The 17,777-nt window shown below is 62.6% G+C and carries 14 protein-coding genes; 7 read left to right on the forward strand and 7 right to left on the reverse strand.

The window, feature by feature from the left end; genetic code table 11:
• Positions 1 to 235: 235 nt before the first annotated feature.
• Positions 236 to 3,376 (reverse strand): autotransporter outer membrane beta-barrel domain-containing protein, encoded by a 3,141-nt coding sequence (locus tag DMY87_RS24030; RefSeq protein WP_245408867.1) that lies wholly within the window; start codon positions 3,374 to 3,376, stop codon positions 236 to 238.
• 293 nt (positions 3,377 to 3,669) lie between these two features.
• Here DMY87_RS24030 and DMY87_RS09150 point away from each other — a divergent pair, with 293 nt between their 5' ends.
• Both DMY87_RS09150 and DMY87_RS09155 read left to right on the forward strand, forming a co-directional pair.
• Complete coding sequence (locus DMY87_RS09150; RefSeq protein ID WP_165826181.1) at positions 3,670 to 5,772, forward strand: bifunctional diguanylate cyclase/phosphodiesterase; 2,103 nt, start codon at positions 3,670 to 3,672, stop codon at positions 5,770 to 5,772.
• A gap of 111 nt (positions 5,773 to 5,883) precedes the next feature.
• Complete coding sequence (locus DMY87_RS09155) at positions 5,884 to 6,387, forward strand: hypothetical protein (protein ID WP_110790960.1); 504 nt, start codon at positions 5,884 to 5,886, stop codon at positions 6,385 to 6,387.
• A gap of 18 nt (positions 6,388 to 6,405) precedes the next feature.
• Here the strand turns inward: DMY87_RS09155 and DMY87_RS09160 are convergent, their stop codons facing one another.
• Entirely contained in the window at positions 6,406 to 7,470 is a 1,065-nt protein-coding gene (locus tag DMY87_RS09160; protein ID WP_110790961.1) for an acyltransferase family protein, read from the reverse strand.
• 151 nt (positions 7,471 to 7,621) lie between these two features.
• Complete coding sequence (locus DMY87_RS09165) at positions 7,622 to 8,509, reverse strand: DMT family transporter (RefSeq protein ID WP_110791030.1); 888 nt, start codon at positions 8,507 to 8,509, stop codon at positions 7,622 to 7,624.
• Between the two features lie 155 nt (positions 8,510 to 8,664).
• Between DMY87_RS09165 and DMY87_RS09170 the strand changes: the two genes are divergently transcribed.
• A complete protein-coding gene (locus DMY87_RS09170; protein ID WP_110790962.1) occupies positions 8,665 to 10,086 on the forward strand; it encodes an aminotransferase-like domain-containing protein in 1,422 nt (473 codons plus the stop codon).
• 113 nt (positions 10,087 to 10,199) lie between these two features.
• Positions 10,200 to 10,505, forward strand: coding sequence for a hypothetical protein (locus DMY87_RS09175; protein ID WP_110790963.1), 306 nt, complete (start codon positions 10,200 to 10,202; stop codon positions 10,503 to 10,505).
• Between the two features lie 110 nt (positions 10,506 to 10,615).
• On the opposite strand, the gene DMY87_RS09180 is transcribed toward DMY87_RS09175, so the two are convergent.
• The gene (locus DMY87_RS09180; RefSeq protein ID WP_165826182.1) at positions 10,616 to 10,852 is read right to left on the reverse strand and encodes a DUF2798 domain-containing protein; all 237 of its coding nucleotides are present in this window, start codon (positions 10,850 to 10,852) and stop codon (positions 10,616 to 10,618) included.
• 252 nt (positions 10,853 to 11,104) lie between these two features.
• A complete protein-coding gene (locus tag DMY87_RS09185) occupies positions 11,105 to 11,689 on the reverse strand; it encodes an ATP-dependent Clp protease proteolytic subunit (RefSeq protein ID WP_062279418.1) in 585 nt (194 codons plus the stop codon).
• Positions 11,690 to 11,873: 184 nt separating this feature from the next.
• Here DMY87_RS09185 and DMY87_RS09190 point away from each other — a divergent pair, with 184 nt between their 5' ends.
• Complete coding sequence (locus tag DMY87_RS09190; RefSeq protein WP_110790965.1) at positions 11,874 to 13,217, forward strand: HD-GYP domain-containing protein; 1,344 nt, start codon at positions 11,874 to 11,876, stop codon at positions 13,215 to 13,217.
• Positions 13,218 to 13,477: 260 nt separating this feature from the next.
• Here DMY87_RS09190 and DMY87_RS09200 read toward each other — a convergent pair whose 3' ends face one another.
• Together DMY87_RS09200 and DMY87_RS09205 are read right to left on the reverse strand one after the other, a co-directional pair.
• Positions 13,478 to 13,954 carry an avidin/streptavidin family protein gene (locus tag DMY87_RS09200; protein WP_165826183.1) on the reverse strand — a complete coding sequence of 159 codons (477 nt, stop codon included), beginning with the start codon at positions 13,952 to 13,954 and terminating at the stop codon, positions 13,478 to 13,480.
• Between the two features lie 101 nt (positions 13,955 to 14,055).
• Positions 14,056 to 14,487 carry an Lrp/AsnC family transcriptional regulator gene (locus DMY87_RS09205; protein WP_110790968.1) on the reverse strand — a complete coding sequence of 144 codons (432 nt, stop codon included), beginning with the start codon at positions 14,485 to 14,487 and terminating at the stop codon, positions 14,056 to 14,058.
• 146 nt (positions 14,488 to 14,633) lie between these two features.
• Here DMY87_RS09205 and DMY87_RS09210 point away from each other — a divergent pair, with 146 nt between their 5' ends.
• On the forward strand, positions 14,634 to 15,737 hold the full coding sequence (locus DMY87_RS09210) for a saccharopine dehydrogenase family protein (RefSeq protein ID WP_110790969.1): 1,104 nt from the start codon (positions 14,634 to 14,636) through the stop codon (positions 15,735 to 15,737).
• A 269-nt stretch (positions 15,738 to 16,006) separates the two neighbouring features.
• Positions 16,007 to 17,377 carry a putative bifunctional diguanylate cyclase/phosphodiesterase gene (locus tag DMY87_RS09215; RefSeq protein WP_165826184.1) on the forward strand — a complete coding sequence of 457 codons (1,371 nt, stop codon included), beginning with the start codon at positions 16,007 to 16,009 and terminating at the stop codon, positions 17,375 to 17,377.
• Positions 17,378 to 17,777: the final 400 nt, after the last annotated feature.

Genomic DNA, 17,777 nt, shown 5'->3' on the forward strand with positions numbered 1-17,777 from the left:
GGACCCCGCCGGAGAGATCTGGCGGGGTTTTCCGTTGGCCCAGAAGCCAACCGTCCTCATCCTCGGGCGAAGTCCCGAGGATCTACTGCCGCCAGCGGCAGGCGGCGAGGTCGAAGGCGGTGACGCCGCAGCAGATGCTTGGCACAAAGCTGGGCAGGACAAAGCAGAGCGATCAGGCGCCGAAACGTGACATCCGAGACCATGCTCACCGGCAAGGGATTAAGGCCGTGGCCGCTCAGAAGGCCACTTGTAACCCGGCCTTCACCGACTGCCGAGTGTCACCGCTCGCAAGCTGAGCACTATAATTGATATCGAATGTCGCACCCTCGGCAATCTGTGTTGCAAGTCCCAATTTAATCATGCCGGAATGACGCGCGCTTTGACTGCCCTGCACCGTGAAATCACTGCCGCCATCAAAGGCCAGGGTAGCGCTGGCGCGGTCGTCGCCGAGCATCTGGTTCCAGCCCAACGCACCGTAAAGGCGGATTGCCCGCTCGCCGACAGTCAGGTTGTGATCGAAGCGGATGCCGAGCGAGGTTTGGGCTAGAAGATCCTCATCCGCCTGCCCGCTTAAGGCTGCAAACCCGCCGGTTTCCGAAAAAGCGTTTTGGCGCCCGTAGATCACCGCAGCGCCCACGAAAGGCTGCACCGCGATATCGTTGCGCGCAATTTCGGTGGACAGTTCCCCGAAGGCCTGGAGGGTGTCGCCACTATAGTTGGCGACCAGGCGCTCGGCGAGCGACGAGAAGCTGACACTGCGGTTCGTGTCGATCTCGTGTCTCGCGTAGACGCCACCGAACCGCAGAGCCATGTTGTTGGCCTGCAAGGCGCCATAGGCGCCGAGATATACGCTTTCGACATCCGCCTCAGCGGGCGCCTCCGAAAGGTCCATCGACAGATGATCATATCCCGCGAGAATGCCGAGTGTCATACTGCCGCTCTGATAAAGATCCCCGCCGAAGGTAACGCCCCCGCCCTGAAGGCTCCCGCCGCTGGCCACCTCGTCGGTCCGCCAGCGATTTGACGTACCATGGGCCACGGTCCAGAACCGCCCGCGCCCAGGATCGGCGAGTGTTTGCAACACGCTGTCGCGCTGTGCTGCACCGCTGTCTATCAACCCCTGGCCAATCGACGCGTGGATCTCGCCCGAAAGCGCGCGCAAGGCACGACTGCGCTCCGCATCCGTCACCCCCAGCAACGCGTCCGTGACCGGCCCGTTCGGAAGGCTGTCCAACGCTGAGCCCACCTCCTGCTCGTTCGGCGTGCCGGCTGAATCGCTGAATGACAGTCGCGTCAGCGTCAGGTAGATATTGTTCGCGTCATAGGAAAGAGCGGAGTCTAGGAAGGCGAAGCTATCGCTGACCGAACCAAAGGTACCATTGACGCCGCCGGATGCCGTGGCAATTCGATAGGTGATGGGTGAGGCATAATCAATACCTGTATCCACCCCATTCTCCGGACCCACCAGGACGCTGGCGCCGCTTGAGACCGTGAGCACGCCGCCGACATCCATCATGTCGGCATGACCGAGGCCATCCACCTCCACATCATAAACTGAGCCTGCAGCAAAAGTGGCATTGCCGACGATATTGAGAGTTCCAATGGAATTTCCCGGCGCGATTGTCGCACCGTCGAGCGCATCAAAAGACCCGACAATGCCGGCGCCTCCGAGCCTTGCCCCATCATGGATCGTGACCGGACCGCCAAGGCTGCCGTTGACCGAAAGCAGCCCCTCCTGCACCTCTGTCCCGCCGGTAAAGGTCCCGACACCAGTCCAGTTGAGGCGTCCGGCACCAGTTTTCACCAGACCACCGCTTCCGGACATGTCGGAGGCATAGGTACCGGAGGAGAGTTCATTGAATGTAACCAAGGCAATGTTGACCACATCGCCTTGAAGTCCAAGCGCATCGGTCAGCAACCCTCCCCCGAACACTTCGAAAGTTCCGGAAAACGCGTTGGTCCCTGACAACGTAAGCAAACCATTGCCAAGTTTGGTAAACACGCCGCTCCCCGAGAGCGTTCCGGAATACGTGTCGTCCCGCGAACCGAGGTCGAAAACGACTGAGGCGTTGTTCTCAATGTCGCCGTTGGCATTAGATGTCTGGATAACGAGGGAACCGTCATCAATCCTTGCATTGCCCCAAATGGATGATGTTTGTCCGAAAGTGAGCGTCCCTCCACCTGCCTTGATCAGTTCCCCGCCAAAGGAAGAATAGACAGAGCCATCGAATTGACTGCTTGCCCCGCCGGCCCCAACTGTCAGATCCGCGCGTGTCACAATCGCGCCATCGCCACTCAGCACGCCGAAGCGCACGTCGCTATTTGCGCCGAAGAACCCGTCAATCTCGACAGGTACGCCGCCGTTGAATACCGAGCTGCTGTTAACAGTAAGCCTGGCCCCATCCGCCACAATCACGCCTGCGGCAGAAACCAAGCTTCCGCCCCAGGTAGATGTTCCGGTAAAAATCAGATCGTTTGCGGTTTCAAAGGCCCCGTCAAACGTGCCGCCATCGATTGTAATGTCTCCAACGCCTCGGATGGTACCTGACCCTGTAAGATTTCGCAGCGTCAGGTCAGTCACACCAAACTGCAGCTCAGCTCCGGCCCCCACGGAAATAGAAGAAAGGTTCGCAATTGAGGCAGCGATTGTGTCGACAATCTGCGTTTGCTCCAGGTTAAAAAAAGAACCGTCCGTGACCTGCAACCGGTTCACATTGGTTAATATCCCGCCGAGCGACGCAGCCGTAGTAGAGCCATAGTTGTTGATAGTCAAAACGTCGACATTACGAATTTCTCCATCGAACGATGCGCCATTGAGGGTCATGGACCTCCCGCTGCCATCGAGAATACCAGCGCCAGTCAAGTTGCTGACGGAATGAAAAAGTACACCGGATGGCCCAAGGACTACACTTGCTCCTGAATCGATCTGGACTGCACCGAACGGCGCAACAACACGCAAAGAATCCTTGAAAATGACTGTTCCACCGGCAACCGTCATGCTTGAGCGCGGCGGAAAAGGCGGAGACCCGCCGTTGAACGTTGCATTTTCAAAGACCAGCGTCCCCTGGTCGACAGCAGATCCTAAGGTAAGATCGTATCCCAGACCCAGGCTGACAGATGGAACGTTCAAGATTGACGAGGTCGTGGCCGAAAGCCTACCAACGCCGCCGCGGTCAAAGACAAGCGTGCCGGTAAGCGTGGCTTCCGTGTCGACAGTTCCGAACCTGAGCGAGCTGTTCAAGAAGATATAATTGCTGCCATATTCAGTTCCCGTATAAATGGTCGTTGGCGTCGTGATATCCACGGCCCAAAGCGGGTCTGCTTGCAAGACTGTTGCTCCAGCAAGAGCCGCAAAAAATGCTTTTGATTTCATCATCTTGCACAATTTCTTCGATTGACGGCGGAAGGCGCAGGCAGATCGAGAAGTTACAGTCGCAACCTACCCGAAGCACGTCCAAAAGCTGCAGGTACATCGCGATCAGCCACGGCGTCCTGGCTCCAGGGAACCGCTCAGCCGACGCACCACCAACCCAAAAACCCGCAGCCCCCATCAACACCATTCCGAAAGCATTTCCTGATAAACCAATCCCTGCAGCGCTCTTTGCGGACATGATGTCACCTGCCGTCCTTGCGGATATGCAATGGCCACCCAAAACTCTGGTTGTCCCGATGGCAGTGGAAATTCGGTCGCCCCGTCAGGCGCGGCAGGTCGTGTTGGCGGCCATCAGTGTGCTGGCGATCCTGGCCTCGATCGCGGCTTTGTCGGCCCATGTCGTCGTCACCATGCGGGATGCCGCCAACGGCATCGATGAAAAACGCTCGCTGGATGCCGTGGCCTCCGCCGTCTCGTCGATCAAGAAACGCATGGCGGTCACCACCCGCGACAATGCCATCTGGGACGATGCCTATAAGGCGATCGGCTCGCCCGACACCCAGACCTGGATCCACGAAAACTGGGGCACGACCAGTGAGGACTACCCGCTTTACGACGGCGTCGTGGTGCTCGACCCTGACGGGCGGAAGGTGTCGGCCTATGTGAAGGGCATGACCTTCGACGCGCTGACGGCCTTCGGGCCGAATCTTGTCCGTCAGTCGCTCGATGCCGCCAAAACGCCCTCGACCAATGCCCGTGTCGGTTTCTTTTTACTGTCCGGCCAGATCACGATGGTCAGCACGCTGGCCATCCAGCCCTATTATGGCAAGGCTCAGACCCCATTCTACACCCTGACCTACTTCAAGGGTCTCACCCCGGATTACATCGCCGGCATCGCCGACGATTTTCAGGTGAAGGGGCTTTCGATCCACAAGGACCGGATACCCGGCCAGCTCGATTATCCGATCATCGACACGAACGGCCAGCCGCTCGCCTATCTCACCTGGCCGAAACTCGATCCCGGCACGGCGATCTATGAGCGGGTTTTCCCGCAACTGATCACCCTGGCCGTTCTGTTTGCCATTTTCGTGTTCCTGGTGATCGATCATTCGCGCTCGGAACTGCGCCGCGAAAGCGCGCGTGCGGCCGAAGCCACGCGCGATGCCACCCACGACCATCTGACGGGCCTGCTCAACCGTGCCGGCTTCATTCATGCCATTTCAGGCGCGCCCGCAGGCAGCATCGTCCACCTCATCGATCTCGACGGTTTCAAGGCCGTCAACGACGCCTGGGGCCATGCCGTGGGCGACAAGCTCATCCGCATGGTCGGCGAAACGCTTGAAACGGTGGATGACAGGGTCTCTGCGATCGCCCGCATGGGCGGCGACGAATTCGCCCTGATCCATCCCGACGATGTCGATGCGAACAGGGTCGGCGCCCGCATCGTGCATCTGCTGAAGCAGCCTTTCGCCATCGACGGACGCACCGTCGAGGTCGGCGCCAGTGTCGGCTTCACCAGCCTGCCGGCCGAGACGACCCCGCTCGAAGTCGTCCGCCGCGCCGATGTCACGCTCTATCACGCCAAGGAAAGCGGTCGCGGGCAGACGGCAGCCTACAGCGCCGAACTCGATCTCGAGCGGGAGAACCTCGCCTTGGCCGAACAGCGCCTGAAGGCAGCCATCGCCAATGACGAGATCGAAGTGGTCTTCCAGCCGCTGACATCGTCCGTCTCCGGCGCGATACTGGGCGTCGAGGCGCTGGCCCGATGGATGCCGCCGACCGGCCCGGTCAGCCCGGATATCTTCATTCCGCTCGCCGAACGATCCGGCCTCATCGACCAGCTGTCGCAAAAGGTCTTCGAGACCGCCATGCGCGCGGTCACCGACTGGCCGCACATCGACCTGTCGCTCAACGTATCGCCCCTGCAACTGTGCAATCCGAATTTCGCCGACGAGATGAAGGATCTTCTGTCGCGGCTGGCCTTCGATCCCCGCCGCCTCATTCTCGAGGTGACGGAAGGCGTGTTCATCTCCAAGCCCGACCGGGCGCGGCGTTCGATCACCGCGCTGCATGCCATCGGCGCGCGTTTCGCCATGGATGATTTCGGCACCGGCCATGCCAGCATCGGCACGCTGCGCCAATTCGGCTTCGACAAGGTCAAGATCGACCGATCCCTGATCTCAGGCGGCAATGATGCAATCCTGAAAGCCACCATCCAGCTCGCCGCCGCCCTCGACATTCCCGTCACCGCCGAAGGCATCGAGACGGACGCCCAGGCCCGTTTCGCCCGCGAAGCCGGCTGCGAACTGCTGCAGGGTTATCTGATCGGCAAACCCATGTCACTTGCCCGGTTGCGCGAAAGGCTGGAACCCGCCACCCCCACAGCCAAGCGGGCCTGATGGCGCCCTGAAACATGGAGCCCTCCCCCCTCCCGGCGATCCCTTGGCGCTATCCACCCCGCCCCCGCCATGCTAGGAGGCCCGCACGCCTCCACATGAGCCCGAGACCCGATGCCCCCTGCCCTTTACACCGACCTCACCGCCGCCCTCCGACCGCTCCTCGCCGAGCTTCTGGAAACCCCTGACCTCTTCCAGACCTGGGATGCCCATCTGGAACTCGTCGCAGCCGGCGGGCTGGTGGTGTTGAAATCGAAGCGGGCCAAGGGACTGGTCGACAGCCTGTTCTGGGGCCGCGCGCCCAAGGCAACGGAGAACAAGCAGTTGCCGCAGGCCACCGCCTTTGCCGCCATCGACCGGTTCCTCGGTCTGAAGGCCCATCTGGCGCTGTCGGATGCCCTTCCCGAAGGCGCCGTGCTCGATGAAGCCTATCCCCATTGCGCGGTCAAATTTTCCTATCGCAAGAAGGGTGCGCCGAAGGCAAAGGCACTCTCAATGATCTTCATCGGCTTCAATGACGACGCCGATGCGCTGGCCTATGCCGAAAGCGCCACAGGCACCCTGCCGCTCGTCACCACCCGGCCGCTCATGGGCACAAAGCTGCACGAATGGCGCTGAAGCCGACCTGAATTCGGCTCATTCCCCCGCGATCGCGCCCGGCCGCCTGCGCCACAACACATCATCGAGCTTCGTCTGCAACCCGAGGAAACGGGCAATGCCGATCCGGTTTGCGATCACCTGCGCAGTGAGCGGCACCACGACGGCGAATGCGATGCAGCCGAGGATCACAGCCGTCAGGTCAAGATGCAGCAGCTTCAGCCCGACCGCCCGAAAGGTCGCGATGACCAGGATATGCATGACGTAAATGCCCATGGTGCAGCGCCCGAGAATGACGAGCGGCCGGCGCAGCGGCGAATGGGCAAGAAGCGTCGACAGCATGAAGAAGGCGACGAGCCCGCACAGCGTGCCCACTGTCGCAAGCCGCACATCGAGCGCATAGCGATAGGCAATGCTGGCCGAGAGCACGAAGCCGGCGGTCGCCAGCCCGAGCGTCACGGCCGAGCGCAGCGGCCCGGCCAGCCGCTCGGCAAAGACCAATCGGCCGAGCGAGAAATAGACCAGCCCAAAGGCGAGATCGCCAATCACCGCCGGCAATGGCAGCGGATGCACGACCAGCATCAGCAGGAAGGCGAGAAGCGCCACCACCCGCGCCGAAAACCTCTGCAACAGGTAGCTCGCGGCAAAGGCCATGAACAGCGCGTAGAGAAACCAGAAGGGCGAGACCGGATCCCAGCCGATCGAGGCGAGGCGGCCAAGGCTCGCCTCGTGATTGACCATGCCCGACCCGCTCATGATCGCCTGGGCGGCAAGATGCACCGTCGACCAGAGAACATAGGGCCAGGCCAGGGTCACGAGCTTCGGCTTCCAGAACGACCGCCCTGCACCATCGGACGCCGTCTCCCGGAGACCGGCGTCGCGCGCGCCCTGCGCCCTTTGCCGCCCGGCCTCGTAGAGAAAGCCGGAAACCACGAAGAAGACCGGCATATGCACGGTATAGACGAGGTAGTCGACATACCCCCAGACGCCGTCGAAGGAGACGAGCCCGGCCACCTGCAAGCCACGCATCACATGGCCATAGACCACCAAGAGAATGGCGATGCCTTTGGCGATGTCCAGCCCGTCGAGCCTCTTGGTCTGCATGGCGCATGTCTCGCGTGGCGAATATGAAGCCGAGCTTGCGCATGCCCGGCATCAGCGGGTCAAGTTAAACGCTTGATTAACCTTAATCCGCAGCCGCCTCGTCCCGGTCAGGGTATCCAGCGAAACCCACCTTGCGGCAGCCTCACCGCCCTTAACGCCGCGCTCCCGCCACACAGGCGACCACCGCCAGCGTCGCCAGCCCCATGCCCCAGCTCACCTGCTCGCCGAGCAGAAGGGCCGCCAGCGCCAGGCCGAAAAACGGCTGCAACAGTTGCAACTGACCGACGGCTGCAATCCCGCCCAGTGCCAGGCCGCGATACCAGAAGACGAAGCCGATCAGCATGGAAAACAGCGAGACATAGGCAAGCCCCAGCCACTGCCCGGTCGTCACATCCGCCACCGTGTCCGGCCGCAGCACCCATGTCAGCACCAGCATCACCGGCAGCGCCAGCACCAGCGCCGAGGCGATCACGGCAAAACCGCCCATCTGCCGCGTCAGCCGCCCGCCCTCGGCATAACCCAGCCCGCAGACCAGGATGGCCGCAATCATCAGGACATCCCCGGTCAGCGAAGCCGGCCCGCCATTCGTCACCGCAAAACCGACGACCACGAGACTGCCGAGCAGTGAAAACACCCAGAACACCGGCTTCGGTCGTTCCGACCCGCGCAACACGCCGAAGACGGCGGTCGACAGCGGCAAAAGCCCGATGAACACCAGCGACTGCGCAGACGTGATGTGCTGCAGCGCCAGCGCCGTCAAAAGCGGAAAGCCGACCACGACCCCGAGCGCAATGACGACCAGGGACAACACGTCCCCCCGCCCCGGCCGCCGGGTCTTCAGCGCCAACAGCACGGCGAGTGCCAGAAGCCCGGCGATCGCCGCCCGCGCTGCGGTCAGGAAGACGGGGTCGAAACCCTGCACGGCGACCCGCGTCGCCGGCAGCGACGCCGAGAAGATCAGCATGCCCAGCGCCCCGTTCAAAAATCCCCGCGTCGTCGTATTAAGCGTCGTCCTGTCGAGCGTGCCCTTGCCCGCCATCACCTTGTCCATGCCCGTATCTTCCTTGTCCTCAACTGTCGCGCCTGCCGCTTGCCAGGCGGGCGCCGGTCGGACCCTAGCGACTGGCCACTCGACTTGGCAGACACGGATCGATACACTTTCACCAAACTGTATTGATAACGAGAGCCATACAGATGAACGTCCTCCCCGTTGAAGCCCCTGCCGCAGCAGAGGCAACCAATGCCGGCCGCACCGCTCATGTGATCGCCGCGATCCGCGCCCGCATCGCCACGCGCAGCCTCGGGCCCGGCGCAAAACTCCCCTCGATCCGCAAGGGGGCCGACCTCTTCGACGTCTCGCCCTCCACCATGGTCGAGGCCTATGAGCGTCTCGCGGCAGACTGCGTTATCCAGGCCCGGCCCGGTTCCGGCTTCTACGTGCTCTCGTCTCCGGCGCCGCTGGTGCTGGCCGATCTTGGCCCTCGTCTCGACCGTGCCGTGGACCCCTTCTGGGTCACCCGCCAGTCCCTGGAGGCACCGGCCGAGAGCCTGAAGCCCGGATGCGGCTGGATGCCGCCCGACTGGATGCCGGAACAGGATCTGCGCCGGGCGCTGCGCAGCCTAGCGCGCACCGGGGCCACCAGCCTCACCGATTACGGCACGCCGCTCGGCCTGCTGCCGCTTCGCCAGCATCTGACCCGCCGCATGGCCGAAACCGGCATCGAGGCCAGCCCGTCCCAGGTCCTTCTCGTCGAAAGCGGCACCCAGGCGATCGATCTCGTTTGCCGCTTCCTGCTGGAGCCCGGCGATTGCGTCCTGGTCGATGATCCCTGCTACTTCAATTTCCTCGCTCTGTTGCGCGCCCACAGGGCAAAGATCGTCGGCATCCCCTTCACGCCGTCGGGTCCGGATCTCGACGCCTTTGCCGAGGCCGTCGCCACCCATCGCCCACGCCTCTATGTGACCAATTCCGCGTTTCACAACCCGACGGGCGCCACACTTTCGGCCGCAACCGCCCACCGGCTGATGAAGATTGCCGAGGCGGCCGATCTCACCATCGTCGAGGACGACATCTTCTGCGATTTCGAGCAGCAGCCCGCACCCCGCCTCGCCGCCCTCGACGGTCTGCAACGCGTCATCCATGTCGGCAGTTTTTCCAAGACGCTTTCCGCCGCCACGCGCATCGGCTATATCGCGGCGCGACCGGACTGGATCGACGGCCTGACGGATCTGAAGATCGCCTCCTCCTTCGCCGGACCGGCACTGGCGGCCGAACTGGTCCTCTCGGTGCTGAAGGATGGAAGCTACCGCCGCCATCTCCAGGCCATGCGCAGCAGGCTCGCCGCTGCCATGGGCGAAACCCGCAGGCGCCTCGCCCGCCTCGGCATCGCCCCCTTTATCGAGCCGCGCGGCGGCCTGTTTCTCTGGTGCAGCCTGCCAGAAGGCCATGACGCCACGGACGTCGCGCGCCTAGCACTTGCCGACGGCGTCGTACTCGCCCCCGGCAATGTCTTCTCTGTCTCCCAGAACGCCCCATCAATGATGCGGTTCAATGCGGCCCAATGCGCCGATCCGCGGGTCTTCACGGTGCTTGAGCGAGCACTGTGTCGCGCTTGAGTGCTCTCCCAAGCGCCTCATGCGGTTTCTGAAGCCGGCCTTCAGGGTCGCGCCGCGTCGGAACCTTTGCGTCTCCACCGCATTTCTGTGCGACAGAACTGAGGAGACCACCCATGTCCATCATGAAATCCACCCTCGCCCTGGCGATGCTCGTCACCAGCGCCGCTTTCGTCGCGCCCGCCTCGGCTCAGGATGTCGAGCTGCGCATCGGACCGAACGGCATCCGCCCGGTGATCCGCGAGCGCGAGCGTGATCGCGGCTGCAGTGCCCGTGAAGCCCGCGAAGCCGCTTTGGACGAAGGCCTGCGCCGTCCGCAGGTGGTCCGCATCACCGATCGCAGCGTGACCGTTGAAGGCTTCACCCGTCGTGGCCCCGAGCGCATCCGCTTTGCCAATCGTCGCGGCTGCCCGCTTATCTGATCCCACGGCCTGTTATTCTGGCATGTGATCCTGAGCGACCCGATCAGGGTCGCGCCCTTCAAAAACGCGATCCCCGGTTGCCCGCGGATCGCTTTTTTTTATGACCTGGGTCACACCGGTGCGGGAAGCCCCGCCAATCTCTGCGCGATGGCCCGCACCGGTTTGCCGATCAGCATCGCCAGCACAAAACCGAGCGGCCAGCCGATTGCAAAGCTCCCTGCCCAGGCAGACAGAAAGTCCGGCGCGCCTCCCAGGGCAAGGAAGGTGAACAGGCCGGAAAAGAACAATGACATTGCAAACGACATGATCAGGGCCGTCAAGACGCCGAATTTGAAGGAAGAAGACATGGTAGGCTCTCCGTGGCTGCGGGCAGAGAGCGCACATGCGCGACACCTGCCCGATGGTTTCGGGTTCAAGTGCCGTGGGTTCATCAAAACATGGCCCGCATCAGCGGTGCCCGGCGACCGGACGGGCTAAGCCTCTTTTCGACGCCTTCAGGTTAGCACCGGCGCAGATCGGTATCAATCTCCCGCCTCGGATACAAAGAACCCGCCGGATCGCTCCGACGGGTCTCAAAACTCTGTGCCAAGGAAAGCCAATCAGCCGATGTCGGCATGGCTTTCGATGATCCGGCCGACCAGGCCATAGGTGACGGCATCTTCGGCCGACAGCCAGTAGTCGCGGTCGATGTCCTTGGCAATCTTTTCCTGGCTCTGGCCGGTGGCCTTCGCATAGATCTTGATCAGGCGCTCGTTCATCTTGATGATCTCGCGGGCCTGGATCTCGATATCGGAGGCCATGCCGCGCGTGCCGCCGGACGGCTGGTGCATCAGGAAGCGGGTGTTCGGCAGAGCCAGACGGCGTTCCTTCGGAACGGCGACGAAAATCAGCGAGCCGGCAGAAGCGGCCCAGCCGGTCGCGATGATCCAGACCTTCGGCTTGATGAACTTGATCATGTCGTGGATCGCGTCACCGGCTTCCACATGGCCGCCCGGCGAGCAGACGAAAACGCGGATGTCCTCGTCGGAGGCGGCTGCGAGCGCGACGAGCTGCGTGCAGACCTTCTGCGCCAGCTCCATCGTGATCCCGCCATAGATGAAGATCGAACGCGACTTGAAGAGGTTCGCTTCCGTTTCCTTGCCGATCGGCAGTTCCTTGCTCTTGTCGTCTTCGTCTTCGTTCATCACAGGGGACAGTCCTCGTTGGTTTGGCTCATCCGCACATAGTGCGTCTCATGGCTTAAGACAATGCGGGAAAAAGACAAGCACGGAAGCGATGAACAGGAGGTTGACGACCGGGCTGGCGGACGCGCATTCAACACGCGTTCTTAATATTAGCGCATTAGCCTCTCCCGCAGCAGGAGATGCCATGACTGAAACCATCCGACTTGCCGAACTGATCGAGGCCCTCAGCCATGCGCTCGACATGACCGAAGGCCAGCCTGCCGGCCATTGCGTCCGCTGCTGCTTCATCGGCACGCGCATCGGCAAGGCGCTCGGTCTGTCCGAGGAGGCCCTGCGCGATCTCTATTACACGCTGCTCCTCAAGGATCTCGGCTGCTCGTCGAATGCCGCCCGTATCTGCGAGCTCTATCTGGCCGACGACCTGAAGTTCAAACGCGACTTCAAACGGATCGACGGCTCCTTCCCGCAGATCCTGAAATTCGTGCTGTCGCATACCGGGATGGAGGCGGGCCTTGCCGAACGCTTTCGCGGTATCCTCAACATCTTCAAGAACGGCGGCGAGATCTCGACCAGCCTCATCCAGACCCGCTGCCAGCGCGGCGCGGACATCGCCCGCCAGATGCGGTTTTCGGAGGACGTCGCGAAAGGCATCCTCGATCTCGACGAACATGTCGATGGCGGCGGCAAGCCGCAAGGGTTGAAGGGCGAGCAGATCCATCTCTTTGCCCGCATCGCCCTGATGGCCCAGGTCATCGACGTCTTCTTCGTCCATGAGGGCGGCGAGGCAGCGCTCGCGGAAGTGAGGAAACGGGCCGGCAGCTGGTTCGATCCGCAGCTGGTGAACGTCTTCGAAAAGCTCGCGACACCGGTCTTCTTTGCCGAACTCGGAGCCGACGGTCTGGAGCGTTATGTGCTCGCCTTGGAGCCGGGGCGCCAGGCGATCATGGCCGACGAGGACTACCTCGACGACATCGCTGCAGGCTTTGCCCGCGTCATCGATGCCAAAAGCCCCTACACCTCGGGCCACAGCGACCGCGTCGCCCTCTTCACCGATCTCATCGCCGAGGAACTCGGCATGGCCTCCGCCGAACGCCGCCGGCTGAAGCGGGCGGCCCTGCTGCACGATATCGGCAAGCTCGGCGTCTCCAACAGCGTGCTCGACAAGCCGGGCCGTCTTGAAGGCTTGGAATGGGAGCAGATGAAGCGCCATGCCGAATATTCGGAGACGATCCTGTCACGCATCGCAGCCTTCTCCGATCTCGCTCTGATCGGCGGCGCGCACCACGAAAAGCTCGATGGCTCCGGCTATCCGCGTGGGCTGAAAGGCGAGCAGATCTCCTTCGAGACCCGCATCGTCGCCACGGCCGATGTTTTCGATGCCCTGACCGCCGACCGTCCCTACCGTGCCGCGATGCCTGTCGAAAAAGCGCTCGCGATCCTCTGGGAAGCCGCAGGCCGTCACAACGATGAAGCGTGCATCACAGCGCTTGAGCGGGCCCTTGCAAAGGCAGAATTGAAGGCGGCGTGAACGCCGCCCTTATCTCAATCGCGCGGCTCTCACTTCTCGAGAAGCGATTGCTGCACGGTCTGCGGCTGGTAGGTAAAGAGGTTCTTCCCGCTCTGGATCTGGCCGGCACCGTTGCTGCCCAAATAGGCAAGGTTCCATTGGGTCACGATCTGGATCGTATTGCCATTTGAAACCTGCGCATAACCCGCCCAACCGGTGGCAAGGGAGGACCTAAATGCCAACTGACCGGTGAGGCGCTATTTAGGTAATTCCCGCCTCACCTAATCGATCTCTATTTGCGACTGCAGTCCGGTTGTGACCTGCAGAGTGAAGAGGTCGCTACCGGTCTGCGGCATCGGCTTGCGCGCTCCGATCGGGGCGAGCGTCGAGCGCCGTTGCCATTTCGCGACTATTTCCAGACCGCCATTGCGCGACGGCTGCATATGGCCGTGCCACTCGGTCTCGGTCAGGCAATCCGCAACCCCGTTGCGCCACCTGACATGAAAGTCCACCGCCTCCCCGAGCATATGCCCGCTCAGATCGTAAGGGATCCCGCGACAGCCCTTACCCGGTGCGTTGTTGACGAAATAGCCGCGCAATTCGCCATCCTGTCCGAGATCCAGCACCATGATCGAACCATGCCTGTTGACCCAGGTCGTCGTTCCGGAAAAGGCCGGCAAGACTGGCTTGGTCTCGCCCGCTGGCGCAGCATGAGGAACAGTCGGCCAGAGACACGTCGCAAGCAGAAATGCAGCCACCCTCACGTCAACCTCCCGGACCATGCAGATATGCTACATCAACATATGGTTGCTTAAGGTTCTCTAAATAGGAAGGGCGTGGCGGCCGTCTTAAGGCAATTTCAACGTGCAATCCGCGTCGACAGGATGATCGACGACAGGGTTCGCTCCACCCCTGACAATTCCCCAATCCGGTCGATCAGGCGATCAAGCTCCGAAATGGACGGTGCCGCGACAATGGCGATCAGGTCATAGGGTCCATTGACCGAATAGAGCGCCGTCACCTCCCGGATGGCGTTGAGTTCCGATGTCACCTGGCTCAGCGCCTTGGGCGCGATCGTGATCATCACATGCGCCCGGATCAGCCCGCTCTGATAGGCGTCGGAAAGCCTGAGCGCATAACCGGCGATCACCCCTTGCGCCTCCAGCCGCTCCAGCCGCGCCTGGACCGTCGACCGCGACAGATCCAGCCGCCGCGCCAGTTCGGCCACCGGCATGCGGGCATTTTCCGAAAGCAGCGCCAGAAGCGCCCTGTCCTTGTCCGAAACCTGCATATCGCCGATCCAACTCGTCACTTCGACGAGAATGATACGACGTTTCGATCAATCCGTCACTTGGAATCGGCGCAACCGATCCGCAGACTGGATTGACCAAATGCAAGCGCGCCACCGGCGCGCAGAGACCAACGAGGGGCAAAGCCATGAAGAACGTCACCATCATCGGAGCCGGCAAGATCGGCGGCGCGATTGCCCGCATGCTGGCCGAAACCGGCGACTACACCGTCACCGTCGCCGACCGCAGCGCCGAACAGCTGGCCAAGCTCGACAGCCATCCGGCGGTTTCCGCAAGGGAACTCGACATTTCCGACGCCGCGGCCCTCGACGCCGCCTTGTCCGGCCAGTTTGCCGTGCTCTCGGCCGCCCCCTTCCACCTGACCGGCGCGATCGCCGAAAGCGCCGCCCGCACCGGCACCCACTATCTCGACCTGACCGAGGACGTCGCAACCACCCGCAAGGTCGAGGAACTGGCCCGCGGCGCCGCTTCAGCCTTCATCCCGCAATGCGGCCTCGCTCCCGGTTTCATCTCGATCGTCGCTCATGATCTGACCAAGCATTTCGACACGCTGGATACGGTCCGCATGCGCGTCGGCGCCCTGCCGCAATATCCGTCGAATGCGCTGAACTACAACCTCACCTGGTCGACCGACGGCCTGATCAACGAATATATCGAACCCTGCGAGGCGATCGTCGAAGGTAAGCTGTCTGTCGTGCCAGCCATGGAAGAGCGCGAGGAATTCTCCCTCGACGGCGTCACCTACGAAGCCTTCAACACCTCGGGCGGTCTCGGCACACTGGCGAAGACGCTCGAAGGCCGGGTGCGCACGATGAACTACCGCACCATCCGCTATCCCGGCCACCAGGCGATCATCAAGGCGCTGCTCAACGACTTCAACCTGAAGAACCGCCGCGATGTGCTGAAAGACCTCTTCGAAAACGCCCTGCCCGCCACCATGCAGGACGTGGTCGTCGTCTTCGTCACCGTCTGCGGCTGGAAGGAAGGCCGCTACCTGCAGGAAACCTATGCCAACAAGGTCTATGCCGGCGTCGTCGCGGGCAAGAAGATGAGCGCCATCCAGATCACCACGGCCGCCGGCATCTGCACCGTGCTTGATCTGCTCGCCGATGGCACCCTGCCGCAGGCCGGTTTCGTTCGCCAGGAAGAGATCGATCTTCCTTCCTTTCTTGCCAATCGCTTCGGCCGGGTTTACGACCCTGAAGTCATGAAAGTCGCCAAGGCGGGCTGAGAGTTCTCCGGGGGGAGGAAGGACCTGACGGTCCGGATCGGGCGGTCGACGGCAAGAGCCGCGGCCGCCCGCATTCGTTCTGCCCCCGCACCCCGCACACCCCGCACCCAGACGCCTCCATGCCGAAACGTCCGCACGCCGAAACCCGCTGTTAATCATCGGGCACAGCCATTCCTTAAGCTCATCGTGATACAGGGAAGGTCACGAAAGCCGGACAATCGCGGATGGAATTTGCGATTCAAAGCGCTTGCAAGGTGAATGGAAGACAGATGGAGACGGACGGCAGCACCGACAGGCGACAAAGACGCGTGATCGTCGCCTATCAGGCGATGACGCTGGCTATCGCCTTTTTCGCCACGTTGTGGTCGGTGATCTTCGCGCTGCATGGCCACAAGCTGATGGCCCTCGCCGAGTTGTTTCCGGCCGTCGTCGCCATCCTCTGCTTTGCCCTCGTCACCGCCGGCAAACTCGACCTTTTCCTGCTGATCGCCCAGATCTCCTTCCTGGTGTTCATCCTCGGCTTTTGCCTGCTCTTCGATGTGCCCGACCCGCATTATCCGCGCGTCTCGCATCTGTTTTTGCCCGTGCTGGCGATGATGGGCTATATCAACCACCTGCGCCGGCCGACCTTTGCCCAGGCGTCCGTGATCGCCGCGAGCTTGGCGACCTTCGTCTTCCTGCACGCCTCCAACAGCGTCTCGCCCTTTGCCGATCCCATTCCGCAGGAGTTGCGGGCCGTCGGGGTCTGGGTCAATCCGGCGCTTGCCGCCATCCTGTTCACGGCCGCCATCTACGCCCTGCAGCGCCGCCTCTCCGCGCCGCGCGGCCTCGCCCGCGAACTGCTGGGCGCCATGCGCCGGGGCGAACTGTCTCTGGCCTATCAACCGCAGGTCGACCGCGACGGTCGGGTGACCGGCGCCGAAGCGCTGCTGCGCTGGCAGCACCCGACGCGCGGCGCCGTATCGCCCGCAGAATTCGTGCCCCTGGCCGAGGAAATGGGCATCATGCCGGTGCTTGGCGCCTGGGTGCTCGATGAGGCCGGTCGCACGCTTGCCCGCTGGCAGGCCGATCCGGCACTTGCCCGGCTCACCCTCTCGGTCAATGTCAGCGCCAGCCAGTTCAACGAAAGCGACTTCACCGCCACGATCCGCCAGCTGCTCGCAACCCACGCCATCGCCCCCGCGCGGCTGCGCCTCGAACTGACCGAAAGCGTGCTGCTCTCCGGCCTCGAACCGGTGGCCGAAAAGATGGAGATCCTCAAACGCGACGGCGTCGCCGTCTCGCTCGACGATTTCGGCACGGGGTATTCATCCCTTGCCTATCTGCGCCGCCTGCCGGTCAACGAGCTGAAGATCGACCGCAGCTTCGTCGCCGGCCTCGCCGACAGCGACCGGGCTACAGCGCTGGTCCGCTCCATCGTCTCGATTGCCCGCGATCTCGACCTGCAGGTTGTCGCCGAGGGCGTGGAAACGCCGGCGCAACACGCCATTCTGCGCGAGATCGGTTGCCACCTCTTCCAGGGCTGGCTCTTCGGCCGCCCCGTTGCACGCGACGATTTCGAACTGATGCTGCGCGGGAAGCAGCCCGCCGCGGCGGCGATGCCGCAGCGCCTGCAGGTGAGGCGCGCGGGGGCGCTGTGACGTTTGGCGCCGAAGGACCGCCGCCTTGGATGGGCAGATCGGCACCCGCAGGCGCCTCATGCTGAGGTGCCCTCGCATGGCGAGGGCCTCGAAGCATCCTGCACTGGTGGCCTCGTGCTTCGAGGCCGGGCGTTGCCCGGCACTTCAGGATGAGGGGTGGCGGGGTGGCCTCGTCCTTCGAGGCCCGACGGTGTCGGGCACCTCAGGGTGAGGGGTGATGTATCACTGTCAAAAAACCCAAGCTTCGCCGCCGGTCGGGATCAACTCCCTCCGGTTCGGTCTCATGCTTGTCTCGGACGAGGCGCCAGAAGCAACCTGTCTAAGTAGTTTATATGGCTCCTTCCGGCGCCTCGTTCGGCGTTTTGTCCCGCTGCATGCGTCTCTCTGGCAAGGCGGCGAC

It is taken from the genome of Peteryoungia wuzhouensis, from assembly GCF_003205195.1.
Lineage (GTDB): Bacteria > Pseudomonadota > Alphaproteobacteria > Rhizobiales > Rhizobiaceae > Allorhizobium > Allorhizobium wuzhouense.